Genomic DNA, 22,630 nt, shown 5'->3' on the forward strand with positions numbered 1-22,630 from the left:
GCGGCGGCCCACGCATCGGCCAACTGGGCACGGAGATGCGCCTGGCGGGCATGGTGGTGCTGCCTCTCCAGTCGCCAGGCGCAGAGATGGCACGCCGCAAGTGTGACGGTCTGCCCTTCAACGGTGAGCGTGCCCATCTCGGCGACTTGGGTGACCTCCTCGCACTTGAAACAGAACCCGGTCGTCCAGACGAAGCGGAGGCGGAACTCGGCAGGCGGGTTCCGGTCGCGTCGGGGTCTCACGTCCTGTCGCTCCAACTCGACCGAGGTGTTGGAAGTGAGGCGGCTGGGGCAGCGACGCGGCGGCATATCTCGCGCTCTATGACGGACGCGACCTCCGGCCATGGCACGGCCATCGGTGAGGTGAGGCTCCAGAAGCCATGGCTCGCCCGGACCAGAGCGCCGACTCCGAGCGGTGCGGCGCCGGCGGGAACGGCAGCGAGAATTCGACGGACCACGCCGCCAGCCCCTCGCGCCGCTGGGGCAATACCGTTGCCGACGAGGATCGTCGCGGTTCGGACGGCATCGAGCACGTCGGGAGCCACGTCGACCGTAGCGAAGGAATCGAAGACCAGCTCCCACCAGGGGCGGCGGGTGCGTGCCCAGGCCAGGCGTTCGAGTCCGGAGCCCAGGTCCACCGCCATGCAGCTGGGATCCGCAGCGTTCCAGAGCAGGACGATGTCACCGATGGGAAGGTCCAGGTGTCGGAAGTGCACTGTGAGGCCGCAGACCTCGCGGCGCTGCCAGACGGCGTTGCGGCCGTGGATGGTGATGTGTCTGGCGTGGAGGCCGATTCGGGAGAGCAGCGTGAGCCAGTGGTCGAGGATTCCGGTGAACTCGGCCTTCCGGGTGACGGGTTCGATGCGTGAGATGTTGACGAACGAGGTGAGAAATCCGTCTCGGAGGGCACCCGTGCCGTCTCTCTCCCCGGTTAGCCTGACGACCGGTTGAGGGAGGTACCCCCGGCGAAGGACGTACGGCTCGCCGTCCTTGAGGAGGGGATCGAGCGCTTGAACGGCGGAGATCGTCAGCTCGGTGTCCCGGCCCCATCGCATGGGCAGTGGTCGGGCGCGGCTGACGCCCGCCGCACGGAAATCGCTCTCCAACCGCTGGAGCAGACCGGCCCACGGTAGCGGTCGAGTCGTCGGCCGGTAAGGCGTCCCTCGGTCACGGTGACGGATTTCGAAACGGCCGTCAGCACTGTGCTCGATCTCCCAGTTCGGTCCGAGCCCGAGGCCGTCGCTGAGGAGATCAACCTGCCGCGACGGTGGGTCCGCGGTCAGCACGGACTGGCCGCCAGAGCGCGGAAGTGCCGCTCAGGGTCGAACCGGTGCAGGCCGATGTCCTGCACGGTCGATGCGTTCAGTTCCAGGCAACGCTCGATCGCTGTGGCAAGCGCCAGGGCCGCGACCTCGTCGTCGTGCTCAGGATCGACCCTGGCAACGGCTCCGGTGATCTCGCACAGGGCTGCCTCCGCGCAGGTGCCGTCTCGCCAGCAGAGCGCGGCGACGGGTGTGCCGGCGCGCAGGGATTCGCCAAACACGGCGGCGCCGGCCTCCACGTAGTTTCGTGAGCAGGTGTAGACGTAGACCGCGGCATCGGAGAACGCGGCTGTCTTGGCCGCCCCGCCGACTTCGCCAACCCAGCTAACGTGCTCAGCTGCGAAGAGCACCTCGTGCCGTCGCACGTAGTCGTTGTCGAATACCGGTCCGACGATGCGTATCCGTCGGCCGAGCAACTGGGCCGCGCGCACCGCGAGGTGCGGCGCCTTCTCCTCGTCGATCCGGCCGAGCCAGACGAGGTCATGGCCAGGCACGGCTGGTGGTTCAGCTTCACCAAGCCCGAGGTGGACTGCATGCTCCAGCACCGGCGCGTGGGCGGCGTACAGCCCTGCCATCTCGGACGAGTAGCAGTACAGCCGGGAGCGCTTCGCATCAAAGGCGTCGGCCGCGTGCTGAAAGACCGGTGAGTGCTGGAAGGTCGCGACGTCGCAGTCGAGGTCGGCCCAGGCTCGACGCCACCCGGGGTGCGAGGGGTACTCGTGGCCGACCACCAGCAGGTCGTAGCTGGTGGAGCGGAGTTCGCGAGTCTTCCGGGTACCCGGCCGGAGGTCCTCGAGGCGGACCGGATAGGTGGTCCAGTCCTCACCGAGGTCGGTCCTCCAGCCGGAACCGAGGAGGTGTACGTCGGCGCCTGCGGCTCGGGCGCCTTCCGCCACTGCCCAGAGCCAGCGTTCGATCCCGCCGTAGCCGGCGGGCGGGAAGGTGTAGCTGCTGGGGAAGTCGCAGATGCCGACTAGCACTTATGCCTCCGTTGTTCCGTCCGCCGAGATCCGGCGGAATCCGAGGTAGGGCACCAGGGCCTCGGGCAGGACGATCGAGCCGTCCTGCTGCTGGCACTGTTCGAGAAGGGCAGCCAGGGTGCGGCCGATGGGCAACCCGGAGCCGTTGAGGGTGGCGACGGGCTTGGTCTTGCCGTGCTCGTCCCGGGTGCGGATGCCGGCGCGGCGGGACTGGAAGGTGCCGCAGTCCGAGACGGAGGAGATCTCGCGGTAGGTCTGCTGGCTGGGCAGCCAGACCTCGATGTCGTAGGTGATCTGGGCGGAGAAGCCGAGGTCGCCAGCGGCGAGCTGGACGACCCGGTAGGCCAGTCCCAGCTCCTTGAGGCAGGCTTCGGCGTGGCTGAGCATCTTCTCAAGCTCGGCCTGCGAGTTCTCGGGGGCGCAGATGCGGACCATCTCGACCTTGGAGAACTGGTGCTGGCGCAGGATGCCGCGGGTGTCGCGGCCGTAGGAGCCGGCCTCCGAGCGGAAGCACGGGGTGTAGGCGGTCAGGGCCAGGGGGAGTTCGGCCGGCGGGATGATCTCGTCCGCGTAGAGGTTGGTGAGCGGGACCTCGGCAGTCGGGATGAGGAAGAGCTCGCGGTCGCCCATGCCAGTGGCGAAGAGGTCCTCTTCGAACTTCGGCAGCTGGCCGGTACCGGTCATGGTCTGCCGGGTCACGAGGTACGGGACCGCGTGCTCGACATAGCCGTGCCGCTTGGTGTGCAGGTCCAGGAAGAACGTCGCCAACGCGCGCTCGATGGCGGCGCCGGCACCGCGCGAGACGCTGAACCGGTAGCCGGAAAGCTTGCTGGCACGGGCGAAGTCGAGGATGCCGAGCGCCTCGCCGAGGTCCACGTGGTCCTTCGGCTCGAAGGAGAAGGACGGCGGCGCACCGACCCGCCGGATCTCGACCGCGTGCTCGTCCGAGTCGCCCTCGGGGGTGCTGTCGAGCGGAAGGTTGGGGATAGTCAGGAGGACGTCGCGCAGCTCCTGCTGTACCTGTTCCTGCTCCGCCTCGGCCGAGCGGATCTCTTCCTTGAGTTCGCGGGCCCGATCCTTCAGCGCCTCGGTGTCACCGCCCTGGCGAGCCGTCTGCTGGACCTCCTGGGCGACCCGCTTCGACTCGGCCCGCAGCTCGTCCACGCGACTGATGAGCTGGGATCGGCGGGACTGAAGAGACTCCAACGCAGAGAGATCCAGGGTGTAGCCGCGGCGGGCGAGGCGGCGGACCGCCTCGGAGCCCATCTCGATGAGGGCGCGGGGATCATGCATGGGAGTTCGTCTCCTCCAGCTGGACAGATGGTCCATCGAAGGTAGCAAGCACGCGCCGGTCTTCTGGCCGCGATGACCATCCGCCCGCTGCCACGGTCTCCTTCTCCTCCGACTCCATGACTTCGAACAGGGTCGCGGTGAGGTCTTCGAGTTCGCCGTCCTCGATCCTGACCAGGTACAGACAGGGCACCTCATCAAAGAAGATCGGCATCGCCCGACCCCGGTCGTCGCGCGAGGTCTGTCTCTGCCACCGCAGCACGGAAGCCAGCAGCCCATGCGCGACGACCGCCCGAGGCGAGGGCAGCTGGAGCGCGCTCCGGAGGCCGGTCAGCATTCTGCGGATGGCTCCGCGCTGGGACTCGGCAGCGCCGGGCGGATGCTCCCATGATCCGGCGGTGGCGAGCCAGCGCGCGTACTCCGTGAAGGGACCGCCTTCGAACTGCCCGTAGTCCACTTCGTTGAGGGCGGCCTCGACCCTGACGGGTTGATCGGCATCGCCCATCAACAGCCGGGCCGTCTCACCCGTCCGGGCGAACGCCGAGGTGAGCCAAATCTTCGGCTGAACGGCAGCGATCACGCCGCTACCGGTCCGGCAGGCGACGCGCCCCGCCGGATCCAGTGGAAGATCGACAGTCGGGTCGCCGTTGACCCGGTGGGCCGCGCTGTAGTGGGTACTGGAATGGCGCAGAAGGTAGGTGGTCACGCCTGGCCGCCCTTCTCCGGCAACGCAGTGAGATCGAGGTCGCCGGCAAGCCCCGCGATCACCCGCTCCATCACGGAGGCGCGGTTGTCTTCCACCTCCCGGTAGTAGAGGAGCCCGTCCACGCAGAGTGCGAGGCTCCAGTGGCGCAGCCGCCGCGGATCGAGGCCAGCGGTGGTGACGGCGATCTCGAAGCGGTCCCGGGTGCCCGTGCCCAGGTCGTAGTAGACGGTCCAAAACGCCCAGTCGAAGACCTCGTCGCCGACCATTGGCAGGGGGTCAGCCAGGACCGGCTTCCGATGGTCGTCGAAGAGGACGTTCTCCCGGTAAACGTCCGCGTGGAGGACCAATGCCCGTGTCGCGTCCGGGTGCAGCCCGGTGACCAAGCGCTCGCCGAGCCTCGCCCAGTCAACCGGCAGCTGGGGACGTTGCGCCGCCAAGCGACGGTGCACTCGCGGGATCAGCTCACATTCGAGGAAGTCATGGAGGCTGGGAAGCGCTGCGGCCATGGTGTTCGCGCCCCGGCCGAGACGATGCAGTTGCCGTAGAGCGGAAGCCACTGCCTCGTACTCGTGCATCTCCGGTCCGGCGGAGCCGCCGGGTACGGCTGCCACCACCTCCAGGGCGGCGACGCCGAGGTCATCTGCGTGCTCGAGCACCCTGACGGCCGGCCCGGCTGCCCAGATCCCCAGTGCGATCATCTCGTTGCGGTAGCGGCTGTGGTCGGGCCATGCCTTCAACAGGACCTCGCGCCGGCTGCTTCGCTCACGCGCCACCATCAACAGGGAGGCGTGGCCGGCGTCGTGGTAGCTGTCGAGAGTCAACTGCCAGCGGCGCGACGCTTCGTTGAAGAGCTCAGGGGCGCGTGCCAGCCACCCGTGCACCCCCGGGCCGTAGTGCTCCCGGAGTCGCTGCCAAGCGGCGCGCGGGGGCAGGAGCGTGTGCGCTTCGGTCTGCATCAGCTGAGCCGGACGCCGTGGTGAACCAGCTCGGCGGTGAGCTCCGGGAAGCCACCGAGGGCCAGGGCGACCTGGGCCTGCACCTTCTCGATCTCCGGCTCCTCAGCCCCGAGCCGGACCAAGACCTTCCAGGGCTGGTCGAGACGCTGGCCGGTCGCGCTGACCAGGTGCACCTCGGCGTAGCTGCCGGTCTCCTCGTACAGGCGCTGGGCGAGCCGGGTGGCCGCCAGGTTGTACAGCTTCCCGACGTGGTAGACGGGGTTCTTGCCGCTGGCCCCTTCCAGGTTCATCGGGCGAAGCGGGGTGATCAGGCCGTTGACCCGGTTGCCGCGACCGACGACCCCTTCGTCGCCCGACTCGATGGAGCTGCCGGTGTAGGTCAGGTAGAGCTCGTCCTTGTCCGGGACGTCGCGGGCGTTGAGGAGGAAGGTGACCTCGACGCCGGGAAGGTGCTGTTCCGCGAACCGGCTGCACTCGGCCAGGACCTCCTCCTTATTGGCGAGGTACGCGGCGCGGTCGGGCACGTGCGCGGACTTCTGCGGGACGCACAGGACCGCCTCGGCCTTCGTGCCGTCGAAGTGCCCCATCAGCTTCACGTCGGAGCCGCACCACGGGTTCGCCCGGGTGAACTCGCTGACGCCGGACAAGTGGTTGACGAGCGCGTGGGCGAACTGCTCGAACGGGGCCATCGGCGCCCAGCCGGTCCCGAGCGAGGTGTCGTTGGCGAGCAGGACCTGGCGCTCGCGCAGGTCGTCCACCGAGCGGGGGGCGAACCAGCGCGATCGGTCGGTGCCGCCCTCGTCGGTGACGACCGCGCCGGGGCTGGGGTTGCTGGTGATGTTGAAGACCAGGTCGAGGTGGCCGGCGAGCTCAGGGAGCCGGTCCTGGAAGAAGGCCAGGACGGCCTGTTCCGCCAGTTCCCGTACCGGGATGTCCTCACCTCCGCAGGCGTACGCGGCCCGTCCGTTGATCAGCACCTTCACCGGGACCGTCATCCGCCCTGCGCCGTAGCGGACCTCGCAGGACCCACCGAGCAGAGCGAGCTTGTCGAAGTTGTGGTGGAGCACGGCGCCGAACCGGTCGAGCGTGTAGCGGCTGTACGCGCGGGAGAGCTCCTCCGCCAAGTGGTCGGCGAGGGTGTCGGGGTGGCCGAGCCCCTTACGTTCCAGCAGGACGAGGTCGGTGGGGAGCTGACGCCCAGTCTCGATGGTGATGCTGCTGTTCTGCACGGTCGTGCTGACTCGCTGCATGGCGATCTCCTCTTCCGTCGGTCCGGCTACGGCGGGCAGGCACGCGCCTTCGTCGCGCTGATGTGCCGAACACCTGCACGTCAGACCCGTAGCGGTGTGTAATGGGCGCTGAGCGCTGGGAAACATTCAGCCCTGCCGGTGAGCCGCCCGACCAGTGGTGGCATTCGGACAGCGACCGCTGTCCACAAGAGACGCCCTGGGGGGGATCAAATGCCGCGACCACTGAAGCCTCTGGACCCCACTCGATCCGCAGCCCACTGGTTCGGCGCGGAACTTCAGTACTGGCGGAAGCTCAGAGGGCTGAGCCAGGACCGGCTCGGGCAGTTGGTCCACCTGAGTGGGGACCTGATCAGCAAGATCGAGCGGGCGGTGCGGCCGTGCAAGCTTCACCATGCCCAGGCGTTAGACGCGGTCTTGAACACCGGCGGAGTGCTCGCGCGAAGCGTGTCGCTGGCCGAGGCTGAATTGGACAACCGCTCACGGGAAATGGACAAACGGCTCGGTGGGGCCGTCAAGCCTCCTCGAGGAGCTCTGCTCGGGGGCACGCTGGAAGAGCCACCGCCCGCCCCCGAGTGGAACGAGTCCGACGCCGTGGAACGACGCAACTTCCTTGCCGTGACGAGTGCAGCTCTCGCCGCAGGCCCGCTGGCCCAGCTGCTGACCTCCACCCCGGCCGCTGCCGTACCCACGGTGGTTCGGCCCGCCGACGTCGAGCAGATCCGCACCGCAGCGACCACGCTCCGCAGCTGGGACAACCTCTACGGCGGCGCCGGCGTCGTCCGCGACACGGCTCTCGCCCAACTCCGCTGGGCCGCAGGTCTCCTGAACAGCCGTTGCCCTGCCCCACTGCGGGCTGAGCTGTTTGGCGCCGTCAGCCGCCTGGCGACCGTGGTCGGCGCCTCGGCCTTTGACGCCTTCGCCCACGACGACGCCCACCGTCTGTTCGCCTTCGCCACCTCGTGCGCCGAGGAAGTGGACAACTGGCCACTGCGAGCTATCTCCTACAACCTCCGCTCTCGCCAGGCCATCTGGCGCGGCGATCCCGACACCGGTCTCACGTTCGCCGAACTCGGCCTGGCCCGCGCCGACCGGCTCTCCCCCGCAGAACAGTCCATGCTCCACAACGCTCGCGCCCGAGCCCTGGCCAAGATGGGCCGCGCCCAGCAGACCCTTGCCGCGATCGGCGCGTCCGACGACTCGTTCGCTTCGATCTCCCCGGCCGCTGAGGGACCGTGGATGGCGTACTACGACGGTGCCCAGCACCACGGCGACACCGGCCACGCTCTGTTTGACCTCGCCCTGGCCGGCCATCCACCGCAGGAGGCACTCCGGAGGCTGCAGGCCGCAGTGGACGGCCACGGCGACGGCTTCGCCAGATCCCGCGCGTTCTCCCGCACCAAGCTCGCCACGCTGCAGATGGCGTCTGGCGACCCCGAGCAGGCGTTGGCCGAGGGCCGCAGCGCACTCACCGAGGTCAGCGACCTCCGCTCGCTGCGTGCCAACCACGAGCTGGCCGAGCTCGGCCGGGTCGCCCACCGTCACCGCAGCCTCGGCGATGTCCGGGATCTGCGGGAACAGATCGCCGCTACGGTGGCAGCGTGAGCAACATCGAGGACTCCCGCTCCACACTGCTCAAGGCGTGCGCGACGGTCGGCCTGTCCGCAACGGGCGCCGAACCGATCCGGATCGGGGAGAACGCGCTGTGGCGCTTGCCGCTGGGGGTCGTGGCCCGGATCAGCCGCCCAGGGCAGTCGGCTGCCGCCAGCCGCGAACTGGCGGTCACCCGGTGGCTGCGCGACTGCGGGGTGCCTGCGGTGCGCCCGCTCGATCATCTGCGGGAGCCGCTGGATGTGGACGGCAACCCGGCGACCTTCTGGCATGAGCTGCCCCCACACCTGCCAGGAACCGCTGCCGACATCGCGCCGCTCCTCCGACGCGTCCATGAACTTCCAGTTCCTGACTTCCCATTGGGCAAACTCGACCCGTTCGTCCGGCTCGCCAACAGGATCGACGGCGCGGCCACGCTCGACGACACGCAGCGGCAGTGGCTCCGCGACCGCCTGGCCGAACTCCAAGGAGCATGGTTGAGCCTCCCGCCAGGCTTGCCCGCGAGCGTCATCCACGGCGATGCGTGGGGCGGCAACGTAGCGGTCACACCGACCACCACCTACCTGCTCGACTTCGAGCGAACCTCCCTGGGGCCTCCCGAGTGGGATCTCACCGCCACCGCCGTCGGCTACGGCACCTTCGGCACCGTTTCGGACAGCGAGTACGCCGCCTTCTGCAAGGCCTACGGAGCCGACGTGATGACCTGGGCCGGCTACCCGGTACTGCGGAGCATCCGTGAGCTCCGAGTCACCTGCTTCGCCCTCCAGCATGCGGCGGCCGATCCGGTCCGACACCGAGCGGAAGCCCACTACCGTCTCTCCTGCCTGCAAGGGGAGAACGGTCCACGCCCGTGGGGTTGGACAGCCGTCAGCTGAGAGGGCGACAACCATTCGCCGCCGACGAGAGAGACGAGCCCAAACGTGTCGACCGCACCCGTAATCAGCATCGACGTCCCGGGATCTTTCGCCTGGGGCGTCTTCCACGAACGTCACCCCAAGCTCATCCAGCAGGTCCTCGACGCGCTGCCGCACGGTCCCGACGAGCGGACAGCGGTCGAGCGGCTGCTCGCGGAGAGCACCACCGGCGTCCTGGAACCACTGGGCGCGGACGCTCCAGATGCCGCCCAGTGGCTGGAGTGGGGCGAGGGCCTGTGGGGCAAGCCCTGGGACGAGGCGCCGTTCCTATGGGCAGAGAGCTATTTCTACCGCCGACTACTCGACGCCACCGGCTACTTCCGGCCCGGCGCGTGGCAGGGCGTCGACCCGTTCGCGCCGTTCAAGAACGCCGAGCTGGCCGGGGCTGCAGTGGACGACGAGCTGGCCGCGCTGAGCAAGCTCCCCGGACTGACGGAGAGCCAGCGAGCGGAGGCACTGCTGTCGTCCGCGCTGTGGGGCAACCGCGCTGACCTCAGCTTCCAGATCACCGCAGAGACCGGCGCGCCGACCACGTCCGATCTGGTGGCCGACGACAGCGACTTGCTCTGGGCTGAGCTGGAGCGGGCCAAGGGCGGGCGCGTCTGCGTCGTCGCGGACAACGCCAGCCGGGAGCTGCTGCCGGACCTCGTGCTGGTCGACCATCTCCTGGCCTGCGGTCTGGCGGCGCAGGTCGTCCTGTACGTGAAGCCGCAGCCGTACTACGTGTCGGACGCGACGATGGCCGACGTCCTCGCCTCCGTCGAGCGCCTGCGAACCGCGCCCACGGAGGCCGCCAAGGCCGTCGGCGAGCGGCTGTGGCACGCGATGAACAGCGGCACGCTCGCGGTCCGTACGCATCCGTTCTTCTGCGCGCCGCTGCCTTTCCACGACATGCCCGCCGATCTCCGGGCCGAGTTCACCGGCGCGGCGATGACGATCCTCAAGGGCGACCTCAACTACCGCCGCCTGGTCGGCGACCAGCTCTGGCCGCCGACCACCTCGTTCACCGAGACGGCGGGCCACTTCCCCTCTCCCGTCGCGGCGCTGCGGACGCTGAAGTCGGACGTGATCGTCGGTGTCGACGCCGCTACCGTCGCCCGGCTCGACAGCACCGGGACGCCGTGGCGCACCGATGGCCGCCACGCCGTCATCCAGCTCCACCCCCGCCCGTAGCCGCAACACCGGCCCGATGCCCCGCCGACTCCGTACCTCCGAGGCTCACCCAGCGGTCGCTGTATCCGGACTGATCTGCAGCATGCCCTTCGCGGCGCGGAGCAGGCACAAGCCCGTTAGCCGAGGTAGGTGTACCGGAAGAGCCCGTCGAATCCGAGTCCTCGGTACATGTCCTCGAAGGATGCCCATTCCCGCTCGTCTCCGGTATCGCTTCGGGCGGCGGTGACGTGGGCGGTTTCCAGGTCGTGTTCGCGCCATTCATGGGCGCAGCGGCATCGGACGAAGACGAGGTCGAGTTGGACATGGATCAGCAGCCAGTCGCGGGCGGCGTGGCAGACCGCACAGGTGATGGTGATGCCGCGCGGGTTCAGGGGTGCGGGGTGGGGAACGGCGAGGACGGCGGTGCGGGCGGGTTCGGGGGCGGGGAGCGGCGTCCTGGTCGACCCAGACGGCGCCCTCCTCGTCCCCGATCGGCTGCAGGCACACGTCGCAGATTGCCTGAAGGTCTGGAGTGGGTCGATCGTCGCTCATAAGGGCTCCATCGAACTGCAGGGTGGTCGAACAGGCAGAAGCCGTTGCAGTGATCAGGTCTGACGGGCGGTGGAGCTGTCAGGACTGTCGTCGCCCAGCATGTGCTGGAACGTGGGGCAGTCCACTGCGTGCCACTCCCTCGCGAGAACCCCGTCGCCGTCACGGATCATCTCAGCGTGCCAGGGCAACAGTCGTGGCACGGCCAGATCTCGTAAGGCGTGCCGTCCGGACGCTCGGCCGAGAGGGCGGTACGTGAGTTTGGCCTTTCCTGGTCGCCGCCGCCACGGTCGGCAATCGCAAGCAAGTCGCCCGCTCTATCGCCAAGGCGGCAGTCGCGACACAGTGAACCTGCACCCGCAGCTGGATCCCGGCATCGGCCCTCGGGATCCTCATGTCGGCGACGGCTCAATTTGGGTTCTGGGCTCAACTTCTATGGAGCACCTACTCGCTGTGACCCTTGATCTCCGTTCGGCCCTCGGCGAGATCTTCCCGCTCGGGGGATTCGCTACTGGACTGCTGCTGGCAGCCGTAGCTCACCCTCACATCCGCCGAGTCCGGCTCTCCGTGGAAGCGGATACGGCGCCCGACCCACTCCTCAAGGACAGGGATCGGCTCGTTCCCTTCCTGCCGCATCCATGCGCCCTCGTACCAGGAGACCGCACGCCGGTTACACGGCACACACAGCAGGCCGCGCACACAGGCCGTGCAGTAGGACATCGGCTGGTGGCCGGCGGTGCAGTCGTGAGAGTGGTCGAGCTCCCAGCCTTCCGGCCCCGGATCGACCGTCCCACACAGGCAGCGTCCGCCCTGCAGCGCGAGGATCGCATCCCGGGCGAACTGCGATATCCCCCGCCCGTAATGCACGATGCACAACCCCCGCGAATGAACGTCGCTCCTGCAAGCCCCATACCGGCAGAGCGGCCCCCATTCCGACTGAGACCTCCAACCCCGAATCCGGGTGAGCGGCTTGCCATCGTTCTTCTGCTGGTAGTGGGTGGAGCAGTACCCACCGGAGGAATGAGGCCGGTCACACTGCGGATCGTCGAACAGGCACCCCGTGTACTGGCCCGCCTTCACCTTCGCCTTGATCGGCTTCAGCAGGCGCCCCGTACGCGCCTGCTCATAGTGCGACTTGCAGAACAGCACACCATCTCTCTGGGCGTGCCCCGCCCTCCCACACCCCTGAAAGCCGCACTCCTCCACGACGTCGCCCGCCATCAGCGACCCCCTCCCGGTCCGTAGCCCTCCCCGCCCGGGAATCTACCCCACCACCGACACCACGGCTCTTGGAACTGGTCCAGCACCCACTACGGCCCCACACCGCCAGCTTCGGGCTCTCCGACAACCCCATCAGACGCTCCAGTTGTCGACCATCTACAAGTCGGCTGGGCTGACCACCAAGCTCCGAGGGCCGCCCTCTCGTGATCCAGATCGGCCAACCAAGCTCGCGGCAATGTGATGCAGATCACCAAAAGTTGATCTCATGATTTGAGACGCCCGCTGCCCGCCCACCCAAGGAGGCACCGACAGTGACCGAATTTCGCCGAATCTAACGCCACACCAAGGCCCATCTGGCACGAATCTGGCACGACGACCCAATATTGGTCCAGACAACAAGTAAACCCCAGGCCATTGACCTGGGGTTTACCGCTGGAGCGGGCGACGAGAATCGAACTCGCGCTCTAAGCTTGGGAAGCTCATGTTCTACCATTAAACTACGCCCGCCTGATGAGCTGTCAGAGACCGCTCGATCCAGTGTCACTGTACCCCATCCGTGACTGTGGTCGCACGGCCCGCCCGGGGACGTGGCGGAGCGGGGTGGAGGCGGGTGAGGGGCGTACTGTGTGGGCCGCGTACGAGTGCTCCGGTGGGGTGGGGTCGGGGCGGCGAGCCATGGTGTGGAATGTCCGGAACATCCCCTAATGTGACGCTGTCCCGGGGCTCGGTCCGCCGGGGCGCGATGAGTACGGGTGAGTACTGGGTTAGGGATGGGAAGGGGATCGATGGAGCAGCGCGCCGTCGTTCGTTGTGCCGAGGGGCACCTGTTCAGCACCACCACGTTCCCGATGCAGAACCTCGGTCCGGGCCGGCTCGGGCCCGGGCGGCTGATCCGCTGTCCGCAGTGCGGACGGCTCAGGAGTTCGGTGCTGGCCGACGTGCAGGAGCTGTCGGCGCCGCAACTGGCGCGGGCGATGCGGCTGGAGGCCGCGGAGTTCCTGGCCTGACGGTCGACGCGAGGACGGAACGGGCCCCGGGCGGATTCGTCCGGGGCCCTGTCGTGCACGTAACCTCGAAGCGTGCTGCTCTCTGACAAGGACATCCGGACCGAAATCGACCTGGGCCGGGTCGTCATCGACCCGTTCGACCCGGCGATGATCCAGCCGTCGAGTATCGACGTGCGCCTCGACCGCTTCTTCCGCGTGTTCGAGAACCACCGCTACCCGCACATCGACCCCTCCGAGGAGCAGCCGGACCTGACCCGGCTGGTGGAGCCCGAGGGCGACGACGCGTTCATCCTGCACCCGGGCGAGTTCGTGCTGGCCTCGACGTACGAGGTCATCTCGCTGCCCGATGACGTGGCGTCCCGGTTGGAGGGCAAGTCGAGCCTGGGCCGGCTGGGCCTGCTGACGCACTCGACCGCCGGCTTCATCGACCCCGGTTTCAGCGGCCACGTGACGCTGGAGCTGTCGAACGTCGCGACGCTGCCGATCAAGCTGTACCCGGGGATGAAGATCGGGCAGCTCTGCCTGTTCCGGCTCTCCTCGCCGTCGGAGCACCCGTACGGCTCGGAGCGGTACGGCTCGCGCTACCAGGGCCAGCGCGGCCCGACGCCGTCCCGCTCGTACCTGAACTTCCACCGCACCGAGGTCTGACCCGCAGCAGAGCGCACCGGACGGGCGGCCATCCCTCGACGAGGGGTGGCCGCCCGCGGCATTGGTGGGCGGCTCAGGCCCGCTTGGGGCGGGTGACGGCGACCAGTTCGGTGCCGTCCTCGGAGAGCCGCAGTTCGGTGCGGAGTTCGGCGAGTTCGCCGAGGTGGTGGAGGTGGGTGCCGCCGCAGAAGATCTGCGCGCCGCCTTCGGGCAGCTCGCAGTGCCACTGGCGGCGGGCGGTGAGCTCCGGGCCGGGGACCTCGATGCGGACCGGGGCGTCGGAGGCGACCCAGGCGGCGAGCCGGGTGTTGACGGCCTCGGTGAGGGCGGGCAGGGCGTCGGCGAGCGAGGGGAGCTCGTCGGTGGCGTCCGCCGTGAAGCCCTTCTTCTTCAGCGACTTGCCCAGCCGGTAGGTGTCGGTGCTGGCCTCGGTGTCCATCACCGAGGTGGCCATCGCGAGGCTGTCGAAGTCGGGGTTCCCGAAGGCGTCGGAACGGCCCGGGTCCTTGCGCCAGCGCGGGGCGAGGGCTTCGTTGAGGGCGAGGGCGAGCAGGTGGCAGCCGCTGTGCGAGGCGCTGAGGGCGCCCCGGCGGTGGGCGTCGACGGTGAGGACGGCGGTCTTGCCGGCCAGGTCGCCCGGGTCGCCGTCGACCACGTGCAGGACCAGCCAGGACCACTCCTCGTCGCCGCGGCGGACCGGGATGTCGGCGCCGACCAGGGGGGCGCCGCCATCCGGGCCGACCGCGCCGGTCAGGCAGTCGACGACGGCCAGTTCGGCGCCGTCCACGGTGAGGGTGCCGAGGTCGGCGGGCTGGTCGGGCCAGGTGTGGTCGAGCGGGTGGAACGGGGTGGCGGCGGTCACGACGGCGTACCGGCCGTCGGCCAGCGAATGCACCGCGAGCACCGGGGACTCCCCGGTCACCGCCCCGGACGGGAAGCTGACGTGGGTGCTGGGGAGGGTCATTCCTGGCTCCGGTGACGTGAAACGACGAGGGTGGACGGGGCCCGGTACGACCGGGCCCGTCCACCATTCTGCCGTCCGCGGTGCGGCGCCTTGATCAGTACGGGGTCGGCGGCTCGATCAGTACGGGGCCAGCGGTTCGATCAGCCCAGGGTCGGCAGCTTGATCAGCACCAGCAGCGCGAGCAGTTGCAGCGCCGAGGCGGCGGCCGCCTTGCCCCAGGGCAGGTCGTGCACCCGCCGGACCATGCTGGTCAGCAGGAACGCGCAGAGGGCCCAGGTGGCCCAGCCGGCGACCTGGACGACCGCGCTGCCCGAGGGCAGCACCAGGTCGAGCAGCAGCCGGGGTGCGTCGGTCAGCCAGCCGATCAGCGCGGCCAGGCCGACCGTCGACTTCCACGGGCCGTCCCCGCCGAGCTGGCGGGCCAGCGCGTAGGTGACCCCGCCGAAGATCGCTCCGGCCACGGCGAAGCCGATCGCGGCGGCGACGATGCCGGTCAGCGCGACGGTGAAGGTCGAATTGACGATGTCGTCGTGGGTCAGGCCGATGCCGAGCACCGCGAGGGCGCCGTACAGCATCGAGACGGTGAGCGCCGGCAGCCAGACCTGGTGGTCGCGGGTGCGGTCGAAGGTCGCGGTCGGGGCGCGGAAGATGCCGAGGAGCAGCTCGCGCCAGTGCGGGCGGGGCCCGGCGACGTGCGGGGCGGACTGGCCGCCGGCCCGGTAGACGGTGACGTTGTCCTGGCCGTACGGCTGCTGCTGCGAGCCGTAGCCGCCCTGGTCGTGGCCGTCGCCCGGCGGGTACCCGCCCTGGTCGTAGCCCTCCGGGCCGTACCCCTCCGCCGGGTACCCCGGGTACCCGGCGTACTGGCCCTGGTCGTAGTACCCCTGGTGGGGCGGCTCCTGGCCGTACGGGTCGCCGCCGGTCGGGAAGGCCCGGGTGCTGCCGGGCCGGTCGGCGGCGTACGGGTCGTAGCCGCCGCCCTGTGGTCCGGGCACGCCGCCCGGCCCCCCGGGTATGCCGTCGGGGCCGCCGGGCGCAGCCCGGTGCTGGGCCGTGAAGTACTCCGGCCCGTCCGTCTGCCCGTGCCCCCCGGGCGTCCCCGCCGGCGGCGGAGGGGGCGCCCACCCGCCGTGGGGGTCGGCGCCCTGACCGCTGTCGTATCGATTACCAGCCACGCTCTGACGGTACCCGTCCGGCCCAATCCGCGTACGGCCTGGACGGAGCCGGGGCCGGTTTGCAGCGAGCCTGAGACGAACGCGGCCGAAACCCGGCCTCCCCGGCGGAGCCACGGCCGTTCGGCGGCCCCGCCTCGGACACCAGCGGCCGAACCGCAGCCCTACCGCTGCGCGGCCCTACCAGCCCGCAGCCCTACCGCTGCGCGGCCCCACCGGCCCGCGGTCCTACCGCTGCGCGGTGACCGAGGGCCCGTGCACCGCGGCCGCCGCGGCGGTGCCGGCCGGGCAGCCGCCCGGGCCGGCCGAGGTGCGGACCGCGCCGACCGGCAGCAGGGTGCCGCAGGCGATCCGGATGCCGTTCGGCAGCTCGTTGTCGGACTCGACGATCGCGCCGTCGCCGATCACCGCGCCGTCCAGCGCCGAGCGGGCGCCGACGGCGGCGAAGGAGCCCACGATGGAGTCCTTGACCAGGGTGTCCGGGCCGATCACCGCGCCCGGCAGGATCACGCTGCCCTCGACGATCGCGCCGGCCTCGACGACCGCGTCCGCGGAGACCACGGTGCCGCCGCTGAGCACCGCGCCGCGGTGGACGGTGGCACCGGGCAGCAGCAGGGCGTCGCCGGTCGGCCCGGGGACGGCCGGGGAGTCGACCTTGCCGAGCACCAGGTCGGCCGAGCCGCGGACGAACGCGGCCGGGGTGCCCAGGTCGAGCCAGTACGAGGTGTCGACGACACCGCGCAGCAGCGCGCCGGTGGCCAGCAGTTCGGGGAAGGTCTCGCGTTCGACGGACACCTCCCGGCCGGCCGGGATGCGGTCGATGACGGACCGGGTGAAGACGTAGCAGCCGGCGTTGATCTGGTCGGTGACGATCTGCTCCGGCGTCTCCGGCTTCTCCAGGAACTCCAGCACCCGCCCGTTCTCGTCGGTCGGGACGAGACCGAAGGCGCGCGGGTCCTCGACCCGGGTGAGGTGCAGGGTGACGTCGGCCCCGGCGGCCACGTGGCCGTCGCGCAGGGCGGCGATGTCGACACCGGAGAGGATGTCGCCGTTGAAGACCAGGACGGGCTCGTCGGGGCCGCAGGTCAGCCCGGTCGCGGCGTTGCGGATGGCGCCGCCGGTGCCCAGCGGCTCGCGCTCGGTCAGGTAGACCAGCTCTATGCCGTACGGGGTGCCGTCCTGGAAGTGGTCCTCGAAGACCTCGGCCAGGTACGAGGTGGCCAGCACGACGCGGGTGACGCCGGCGGCGGCCGCGCGGGCCAGCTGGTGTGCGATGAACGGGACGCCTGCCACCGGCAGCATCGGCTTGGGGGTGTGGGTGGTCAGCGGACGCAGTCGCGTGCCCTTACCACCGACCAGCATGATCGCCTCGGTCATGGTTTGCGCTGTTCCCCTTGTGGTCTCTGCGGCCCGGCCCGGCGGGCCGATACCTCCGTCGGTGGTCTGGACCCGTTCCGGGCGTCCGGAACGGGTCGACCGGCACGAGGCCGGTCTGGCGCCTACTGTATTTCCTTCCAACCGGGGCGCACTCAGGCGGCCGTGCGATTGGCACCACTCCCCCACAGGTCCGGCAGCGCCTCCGGCCCGCCGCCCGCTCCGCGCCGGACCCCGAACAGGGCCCCAACAAGCGCCGAACGGGCCCCGAACAAGCCCGCGACAGGCCCGCCGCAGGCGCCCCAAAAGCCCGGCCCGGCGGGCGCTCTCGCGGCGCCCACCGGGCCGGGCAGTTGTAGCAGAACTGTCGAACAGGGGTCGCTACGCGTCCACCGTCGCGGGCTCGTCGGCCGCGGCCGGCGGGGTCGCCTTCACCGAGTCGAGCAGCAGCTGGGCGACGTCGACCACCTTCAGGTGCTCCTTGGCGGCGCCCTCGTTCTTCTTGCCGTTGACCGAGTCGGAGAGCATCACCAGGCAGAACGGGCAGGCGGTGGAGACGATGTCCGGGTTGAGCGACAGCGCCTCGTCCACGCGCTCGGTGTTGATCCGCTTGCCGATCCGCTCCTCCATCCACATCCGGGCACCGCCGGCGCCGCAGCAGAAGCCGCGCTCCTTGTGCCGGTGCATCTCCTGCTGGCGCAGCCCCGGGACCTTGTCCATGATCTCGCGCGGCGGGCTGTAGACCTTGTTGTGGCGGCCCAGGTAGCAGGGGTCGTGGTAGGTGATCAGGCCCTCGACCGGGTTGACCGGGACGAGCTTGCCCTCGTCGATCAGGTGCTGCAGCAGCTGGGTGTGGTGGATGACCTCGAAGTGGCCGCCCAGCTGCGGGTACTCGTTGGCGATGGTGTTGAAGCAGTGCGGGCAGGTGGCGACGATCCGCTTGACCGGGGCGTCCTCCAGGGCCGCGTTCAGCGTCTCGACGTTCTGCGCGCCGAGCATCTGGAAGAGGAACTCGTTGCCCAGACGGCGGGCGGAGTCACCGGTGCAGGACTCCTCCTTGCCGAGGATGGCGAACTTCACGCCCGCGGTGTGCAGCAGTTCGGCGAAGGCCTTGGTGGTCTTCTTGGCGCGGTCCTCCAGGGCGCCGGCGCAGCCGACCCAGTAGAGGTACTCGACCTCGGCGGGGTCGATGTCCTCGCCGATCACCGGCACCTCGATGCCGGTCTCCTTCTTGAGCTCCTTGACCCAGTCCAGGCGGGCCTTGGTGGCCATGCCCCACGGGTTGCCCTTGTTCTCCAGGTTCTTGAGCATCGTCCCGGCCTCGGTCGGGAACGAGGACTCGATCATCACCTGGTAGCGGCGCATGTCGACGATGTGGTCGATGTGCTCGATGTCCACCGGGCACTGCTCGACGCAGGCGCCGCAGGTGGTGCAGGACCACAGGACGTCCGGGTCGATGACGCCGTTCTCCTCGGCGGTGCCGATCAGCGGGCGCTCCGCCTCGGCCAGGGCGGCCGCCGGGACGTCCTTGAGCTGCTCGGCCGTCGCGCGCTCCTCGCCCTCCATGTCCTTGCCGCCACCGGCCAGCAGGTACGGCGCCTTGCCGAAGGCGTGCTCGCGCAGGCTCATGATCAGCAGCTTCGGCGAGAGCGGCTTGCCGGTGTTCCAGGCCGGGCACTGCGACTGGCAGCGGCCGCACTCGGTGCAGGTGGAGAAGTCGAGGATGCCCTTCCAGGAGAAGTGCTCGACCTGGGAGACGCCGAAGACGGCGTCCTCGGCCGGGTCCTCGAAGTCGATCGGCTGGCCGCCGCTGGTCATCGGGCGCAGGGCGCCGAGCGCGGTGCCGCCGTCCTCCTCGCGCTTGAAGTAGATGTTGAAGAAGCCGAGGAAGCGGTGCCAGGCCACCCCCATCGAGGGGTTGATGCCGATGGTGGCCGCCCACGCGAACGAGATGCAGATCTTCAGCATCGCGAACAGGTAGATCAGGTTCTCCAGCGTGCCGTGCGACAGCCCGCTGAACGCGGAGACCAGCGGGTACGAGACCAGGTGCTCCGGCCCGTAGGAGTCGACGCCGTTGAGGGCGCCCTCCAGCGCGCGCAGCATCAGGATGCACAGGCCGATGCCGAGGATCGTGTACTCGACGTAGAAGGCCTGCCAGGCGATCGAGCCGGCGAAGCGGGACTTGCGGCCGGACCTCGACGGCAGGCTCATCAGCCGGATCACCATCAGCGTCGCGATGCCCAGCGTGGTGAGGGTGCCGACCAGTTCGACGAAGAGCTGCCACAGCATCCAGTGGCCGATGATCGGCAGCGCGAACTCGGCGTCGAAGAGCTGGCCGAAGGCGTTGACGATGGTCAGCACCAGGCTGAAGAAGCCGACCGCGACGAACCAGTGGGCGATGCCCACGATCCCCCAGCGGTTCATCCGGGTGTGGCCGACGAACTCGACCGCGACGGTCTTCACCCGCTGGGCGGGCTGTCCGAAGCGGCTGGAGTCCGGCTGGCCGGTCCGCACCACCTTGTAGATGTACAGCGCCGCACGGGCGGCGAGCGCGGTGCCGATCACGAACGTGACCAGCGAGATGACGATCGCTGCTAGCTGCATCGGCTCTCCGTCTCCTGCGGCTTGCTGTTGAGCAGTCTCTTGGTTCTGAAGGTGGTTCTGGAGGTGGTTCTGAAGGTGCTTCCAAAAGAAGTGTACTCGTCGGTAACTTTCCGGGCCGACGGCCCGGACAATACCGCCCACCGACAGTTCTCCAGAAGGTTCCCAAGCTATGGCGACAGTCACGTGGCGCCACACGTGACGCCACCCGCGCCGCCACCCGCGCCGCGATCCCGGGGGCCGGCCGTCCACACCCGGGCCCGCACCCGCTCAGCAAAGTTGAGTGGGTCCGGCTCATACCTGTTGACGGCGCCCGCCCCGTCGTGCATCCTTGAGCCTGTAAAGCTCAACTCTTCCGTGGAGGTACCTACGATGGCACGCGCGGTCGGCATCGACCTCGGCACGACGAACTCGGTCGTCAGCGTTCTGGAGGGTGGCGAGCCCACCGTCATCACGAACGCCGAGGGCGCTCGGACCACGCCGTCCGTCGTCGCCTTCGCCAAGAACGGCGAGGTCCTGGTCGGCGAGGTGGCCAAGCGCCAGGCGGTCACCAACGTCGACCGGACCATCCGCTCGGTCAAGCGCCACATGGGCACCGGGTGGAAGATCAACCTGGACGGCAAGGACTTCAACCCCCAGCAGATCAGCGCCTTCGTGCTGCAGAAGCTGAAGCGGGACGCCGAGGCGTACCTGGGCGAGACGGTCACCGACGCCGTCATCACCGTCCCGGCGTACTTCTCCGACTCGGAGCGCCAGGCCACCAAGGAGGCCGGTGAGATCGCGGGCCTCAACGTCCTGCGCATCGTCAACGAGCCGACCGCGGCCGCCCTGGCCTACGGCCTGGACAAGGACGACCAGACCATTCTGGTCTTCGACCTCGGCGGCGGCACCTTCGACGTCTCCCTGCTGGAGATCGGCGACGGGGTCGTCGAGGTGAAGGCCACCAACGGTGACAACCACCTCGGTGGTGACGACTGGGACCAGAAGGTCGTCGACCACCTGGTCAAGGTCTTCCAGGCCGGCCACGGCGTCGACCTGTCCAAGGACAAGATGGCCCTGCAGCGTCTGCGCGAGGCCGCCGAGAAGGCCAAGATCGAGCTGTCCTCGTCCTCCGAGACCTCGATCAACCTGCCGTACATCACGGCCTCCGCCGAGGGCCCGCTGCACCTGGACGAGAAGCTCACCCGGGCCCAGTTCCAGCAGCTGACCTCGGACCTGCTGGAGCGCTGCAAGGTCCCGTTCCACAACGTGATCAAGGACGCCGGCATCTCGCTCTCCGAGATCGACCACGTCGTCCTCGTCGGCGGCTCGACCCGTATGCCGGCCGTCGCCGAGCTCGTCCGCGAGCTGACCGGCGGCAAGGACGCCAACAAGGGCGTCAACCCGGACGAGGTCGTCGCCATCGGCGCCGCGCTCCAGGCCGGTGTCCTCAAGGGCGAGGTCAAGGACGTCCTGCTGCTCGACGTCACCCCGCTGTCCCTCGGCATCGAGACCAAGGGCGGCATCATGACCAAGCTGATCGAGCGCAACACCACGATCCCGACCAAGCGCTCGGAGATCTTCACCACGGCCGAGGACAACCAGCCGTCCGTGCAGATCCAGGTCTACCAGGGCGAGCGCGAGATCGCCGCGTACAACAAGAAGCTCGGCATGTTCGAGCTGACCGGTCTGCCGCCGGCCCCCCGCGGCCTGCCGCAGATCGAGGTCACCTTCGACATCGACGCCAACGGCATCATGCACGTCGGTGCCAAGGACCTCGGCACCGGCAAGGAGCAGAAGATGACCGTCACCGGCGGCTCCGCGCTGCCGAAGGACGACATCGAGCGCATGATGCGCGAGGCCGAGCAGTACGCGGAGGAGGACCACAAGCGCCGCGAGTCGGTCGAGACCCGCAACTCCGCCGAGCAGCTCGTCTACTCGACCGAGAAGTTCATCGCCGACAACGCCGACAAGCTCCCCGCCGACGTCAAGACCGAGGTCGAGACCGCCATCGGCGAGCTCAAGGAGGCCCTGAAGGGCGAGGACATCGCGAAGATCCGCGAGGCGTCCGAGAAGGTCTCCACCACCGCGCAGAAGCTCGGCCAGGCGCTGTACGCCAACGCCGACGCCGCCGGTGCCGCCCCGGCCGGCGAGTCCGCCCAGGCCAAGGACGACGACGTCGTCGACGCCGAGATCGTGGACGACGAGAAGCCCAAGGGTGGTGCGGCATGACGGAGAAGCCGCAGGGCGGCAAGCCCGGCGACGACTCCGCCGCCGACGAGGCCGTGATCAAGGCCGCCGAGGAGGCCGCCGCGGCCGGTGCCGCCGAATCCGGTTCCGGTTCGGACGAACTCGCCACCGCCAAGCGGGAGTTGTCCGAGCGCACCGGCGACCTGCAGCGCCTGCAGGCCGAGTACCAGAACTACCGCAAGCGGGTCGAGCGCGATCGGCTGACGGTCCGCGAGATCGCGGTCTCCAACATCCTGGAGTCCCTGATCCCGGTGCTGGACGACATCGGCCGCGCCCGCGAGCACGGCGAGGTCACCGGCGGCTTCAAGTCCGTCGCCGAGTCCCTGGAGACGGTCGTCGCCAAGCTGGGCCTGCAGCAGTTCGGCAAGGAGGGCGAGCCCTTCGACCCGACCATGCACGAGGCGCTGATGCACAGCTACTCCTCGGACGTCACCGAGGACACCTGTGTGCAGATCCTCCAGCCCGGCTACCGGATCGGCGAGCGGATCATCCGCCCCGCCATGGTCGCCGTCGCGGAGCCCCAGCCGGGCACCCAGACCACGGCCGCGCCGGACAGCGAGGCGAAGTCCGGGGACGCGGACAAGTCCGACGGTGGCTCGGACAGCTGACAACCCGTGACAGCTGAAAACCAGTGCGCTGCGGAGTCGTACGCCGGCCAGTACGGCGGCCGGCTCCGCAGCGCGTTGTC

General features: G+C 69.4%; 17 protein-coding genes, 1 tRNA gene and 2 pseudogenes. 8 read left to right on the top strand and 12 right to left on the bottom strand.

Going from position 1 to position 22,630, the window contains the following annotated elements:
• Positions 1-238 precede the first annotated feature (238 nt).
• Genes P3T27_RS01235 through P3T27_RS01260 form a run of 6 tightly spaced genes read right to left on the bottom strand, consistent with a single transcriptional unit; the run spans position 239 to position 6,503 of the window.
• Positions 239-1,285: a hypothetical protein gene (locus tag P3T27_RS01235; RefSeq protein ID WP_280673707.1), complete on the bottom strand. Its 1,047-nt coding sequence runs from the start codon at positions 1,283-1,285 to the stop codon at positions 239-241.
• Positions 1,279-2,301, bottom strand: coding sequence for a glycosyltransferase (locus tag P3T27_RS01240; RefSeq protein WP_280673708.1), 1,023 nt, complete (start codon positions 2,299-2,301; stop codon positions 1,279-1,281). The genes P3T27_RS01235 and P3T27_RS01240 overlap by 7 nt, the downstream gene beginning before the upstream one ends.
• Positions 2,302-3,594: a serine--tRNA ligase gene (gene serS / locus P3T27_RS01245; RefSeq protein ID WP_280673709.1), complete on the bottom strand. Its 1,293-nt coding sequence runs from the start codon at positions 3,592-3,594 to the stop codon at positions 2,302-2,304.
• A complete protein-coding gene (locus P3T27_RS01250) occupies positions 3,587-4,297 on the bottom strand; it encodes a histidine phosphatase family protein (RefSeq protein WP_280673710.1) in 711 nt (236 codons plus the stop codon). Before P3T27_RS01250 ends, serS begins: the two co-directional genes overlap by 8 nt.
• Positions 4,294-5,253 carry an aminoglycoside phosphotransferase family protein gene (locus P3T27_RS01255; RefSeq protein ID WP_280673712.1) on the bottom strand — a complete coding sequence of 320 codons (960 nt, stop codon included), beginning with the start codon at positions 5,251-5,253 and terminating at the stop codon, positions 4,294-4,296. Before P3T27_RS01255 ends, P3T27_RS01250 begins: the two co-directional genes overlap by 4 nt.
• Positions 5,253-6,503 (bottom strand): methionine adenosyltransferase, encoded by a 1,251-nt coding sequence (locus P3T27_RS01260; RefSeq protein WP_280673733.1) that lies wholly within the window; start codon positions 6,501-6,503, stop codon positions 5,253-5,255. The genes P3T27_RS01255 and P3T27_RS01260 overlap by 1 nt, the downstream gene beginning before the upstream one ends.
• A 210-nt stretch (positions 6,504-6,713) precedes the next feature.
• On the opposite strand from P3T27_RS01260, the pseudogene P3T27_RS01265 reads away from it, so the two are divergent.
• The 4 genes and pseudogenes from P3T27_RS01265 to P3T27_RS01280 all read left to right on the top strand — a co-directional run.
• Positions 6,714-6,932 (top strand): annotated as a pseudogene (locus P3T27_RS01265) (helix-turn-helix transcriptional regulator); the annotation flags it as partial.
• 186 nt (positions 6,933-7,118) lie between these two features.
• Positions 7,119-8,105, top strand: coding sequence for a hypothetical protein (locus tag P3T27_RS01270; RefSeq protein WP_280674102.1), 987 nt, complete (start codon positions 7,119-7,121; stop codon positions 8,103-8,105).
• A complete protein-coding gene (locus P3T27_RS01275; protein WP_280673735.1) occupies positions 8,102-8,986 on the top strand; it encodes an aminoglycoside phosphotransferase family protein in 885 nt (294 codons plus the stop codon). The genes P3T27_RS01270 and P3T27_RS01275 overlap by 4 nt, the downstream gene beginning before the upstream one ends.
• 45 nt (positions 8,987-9,031) lie before the next feature.
• Positions 9,032-10,198, top strand: coding sequence for a damage-control phosphatase ARMT1 family protein (locus P3T27_RS01280; RefSeq protein WP_280673737.1), 1,167 nt, complete (start codon positions 9,032-9,034; stop codon positions 10,196-10,198).
• A gap of 972 nt (positions 10,199-11,170) precedes the next feature.
• On the opposite strand, the gene P3T27_RS01285 is transcribed toward P3T27_RS01280, so the two are convergent.
• Entirely contained in the window at positions 11,171-11,875 is a 705-nt protein-coding gene (locus P3T27_RS01285) for an endonuclease domain-containing protein (RefSeq protein ID WP_280673739.1), read from the bottom strand.
• A 505-nt stretch (positions 11,876-12,380) separates the two neighbouring features.
• Positions 12,381-12,454: transfer RNA gene (locus P3T27_RS01290), tRNA-Gly, on the bottom strand.
• Between the two features lie 278 nt (positions 12,455-12,732).
• Here P3T27_RS01290 and P3T27_RS01295 point away from each other — a divergent pair.
• A complete protein-coding gene (locus P3T27_RS01295; RefSeq protein WP_153461495.1) occupies positions 12,733-12,954 on the top strand; it encodes a hypothetical protein in 222 nt (73 codons plus the stop codon).
• A gap of 72 nt (positions 12,955-13,026) precedes the next feature.
• The gene (dcd, locus tag P3T27_RS01300; protein WP_280673742.1) at positions 13,027-13,602 is read left to right on the top strand and encodes a dCTP deaminase; all 576 of its coding nucleotides are present in this window, start codon (positions 13,027-13,029) and stop codon (positions 13,600-13,602) included.
• A 73-nt stretch (positions 13,603-13,675) separates the two neighbouring features.
• Here dcd and P3T27_RS01305 read toward each other — a convergent pair whose 3' ends face one another.
• From P3T27_RS01305 to P3T27_RS01320, 4 genes and pseudogenes are all read right to left on the bottom strand, one after another.
• The gene (locus tag P3T27_RS01305) at positions 13,676-14,566 is read right to left on the bottom strand and encodes a metal-dependent hydrolase (protein ID WP_280673744.1); all 891 of its coding nucleotides are present in this window, start codon (positions 14,564-14,566) and stop codon (positions 13,676-13,678) included.
• Positions 14,567-14,706: 140 nt separating this feature from the next.
• Positions 14,707-15,741, bottom strand: a complete 1,035-nt coding sequence (locus P3T27_RS01310) for a YIP1 family protein (RefSeq protein ID WP_280673746.1) — start codon at positions 15,739-15,741, stop codon at positions 14,707-14,709.
• A gap of 300 nt (positions 15,742-16,041) precedes the next feature.
• Positions 16,042-17,115, bottom strand: a pseudogene (locus P3T27_RS01315) (NDP-sugar synthase); the annotation flags it as partial.
• 378 nt (positions 17,116-17,493) lie between these two features.
• Complete coding sequence (locus P3T27_RS01320; RefSeq protein WP_280673748.1) at positions 17,494-19,716, bottom strand: (Fe-S)-binding protein; 2,223 nt, start codon at positions 19,714-19,716, stop codon at positions 17,494-17,496.
• 369 nt (positions 19,717-20,085) lie between these two features.
• Between P3T27_RS01320 and dnaK the strand changes: the two genes are divergently transcribed.
• Both dnaK and grpE read left to right on the top strand, forming a co-directional pair.
• Complete coding sequence (gene dnaK, locus P3T27_RS01325) at positions 20,086-21,924, top strand: molecular chaperone DnaK (protein WP_280673750.1); 1,839 nt, start codon at positions 20,086-20,088, stop codon at positions 21,922-21,924.
• A complete protein-coding gene (gene grpE, locus P3T27_RS01330) occupies positions 21,921-22,550 on the top strand; it encodes a nucleotide exchange factor GrpE (RefSeq protein ID WP_280673752.1) in 630 nt (209 codons plus the stop codon). The genes dnaK and grpE overlap by 4 nt, the downstream gene beginning before the upstream one ends.
• Positions 22,551-22,630 lie beyond the last annotated feature (80 nt).

This window comes from Kitasatospora sp. MAA19 (genome assembly GCF_029894125.1).
GTDB lineage: Bacteria > Actinomycetota > Actinomycetes > Streptomycetales > Streptomycetaceae > Kitasatospora.

Bases quoted from the DNA above. Each gene is read 5' to 3' on its own strand.
- serS (WP_280673709.1), bottom strand. From the start codon at position 3,594: ATGCATGATCCCCGCGCCCTCATCGAGATGGGCTCCGAGGCGGTCCGC.
- dnaK (WP_280673750.1), top strand. From the start codon at position 20,086: ATGGCACGCGCGGTCGGCATCGACCTCGGCACGACGAACTCGGTCGTC.
- grpE (WP_280673752.1), top strand. From the start codon at position 21,921: ATGACGGAGAAGCCGCAGGGCGGCAAGCCCGGCGACGACTCCGCCGCC.
- P3T27_RS01255 (WP_280673712.1), bottom strand. From the start codon at position 5,253: ATGCAGACCGAAGCGCACACGCTCCTGCCCCCGCGCGCCGCTTGGCAG.
- P3T27_RS01320 (WP_280673748.1), bottom strand. From the start codon at position 19,716: ATGCAGCTAGCAGCGATCGTCATCTCGCTGGTCACGTTCGTGATCGGC.
- P3T27_RS01260 (WP_280673733.1), bottom strand. From the start codon at position 6,503: ATGCAGCGAGTCAGCACGACCGTGCAGAACAGCAGCATCACCATCGAG.
- P3T27_RS01305 (WP_280673744.1), bottom strand. From the start codon at position 14,566: ATGACCCTCCCCAGCACCCACGTCAGCTTCCCGTCCGGGGCGGTGACC.
- P3T27_RS01295 (WP_153461495.1), top strand. From the start codon at position 12,733: ATGGAGCAGCGCGCCGTCGTTCGTTGTGCCGAGGGGCACCTGTTCAGC.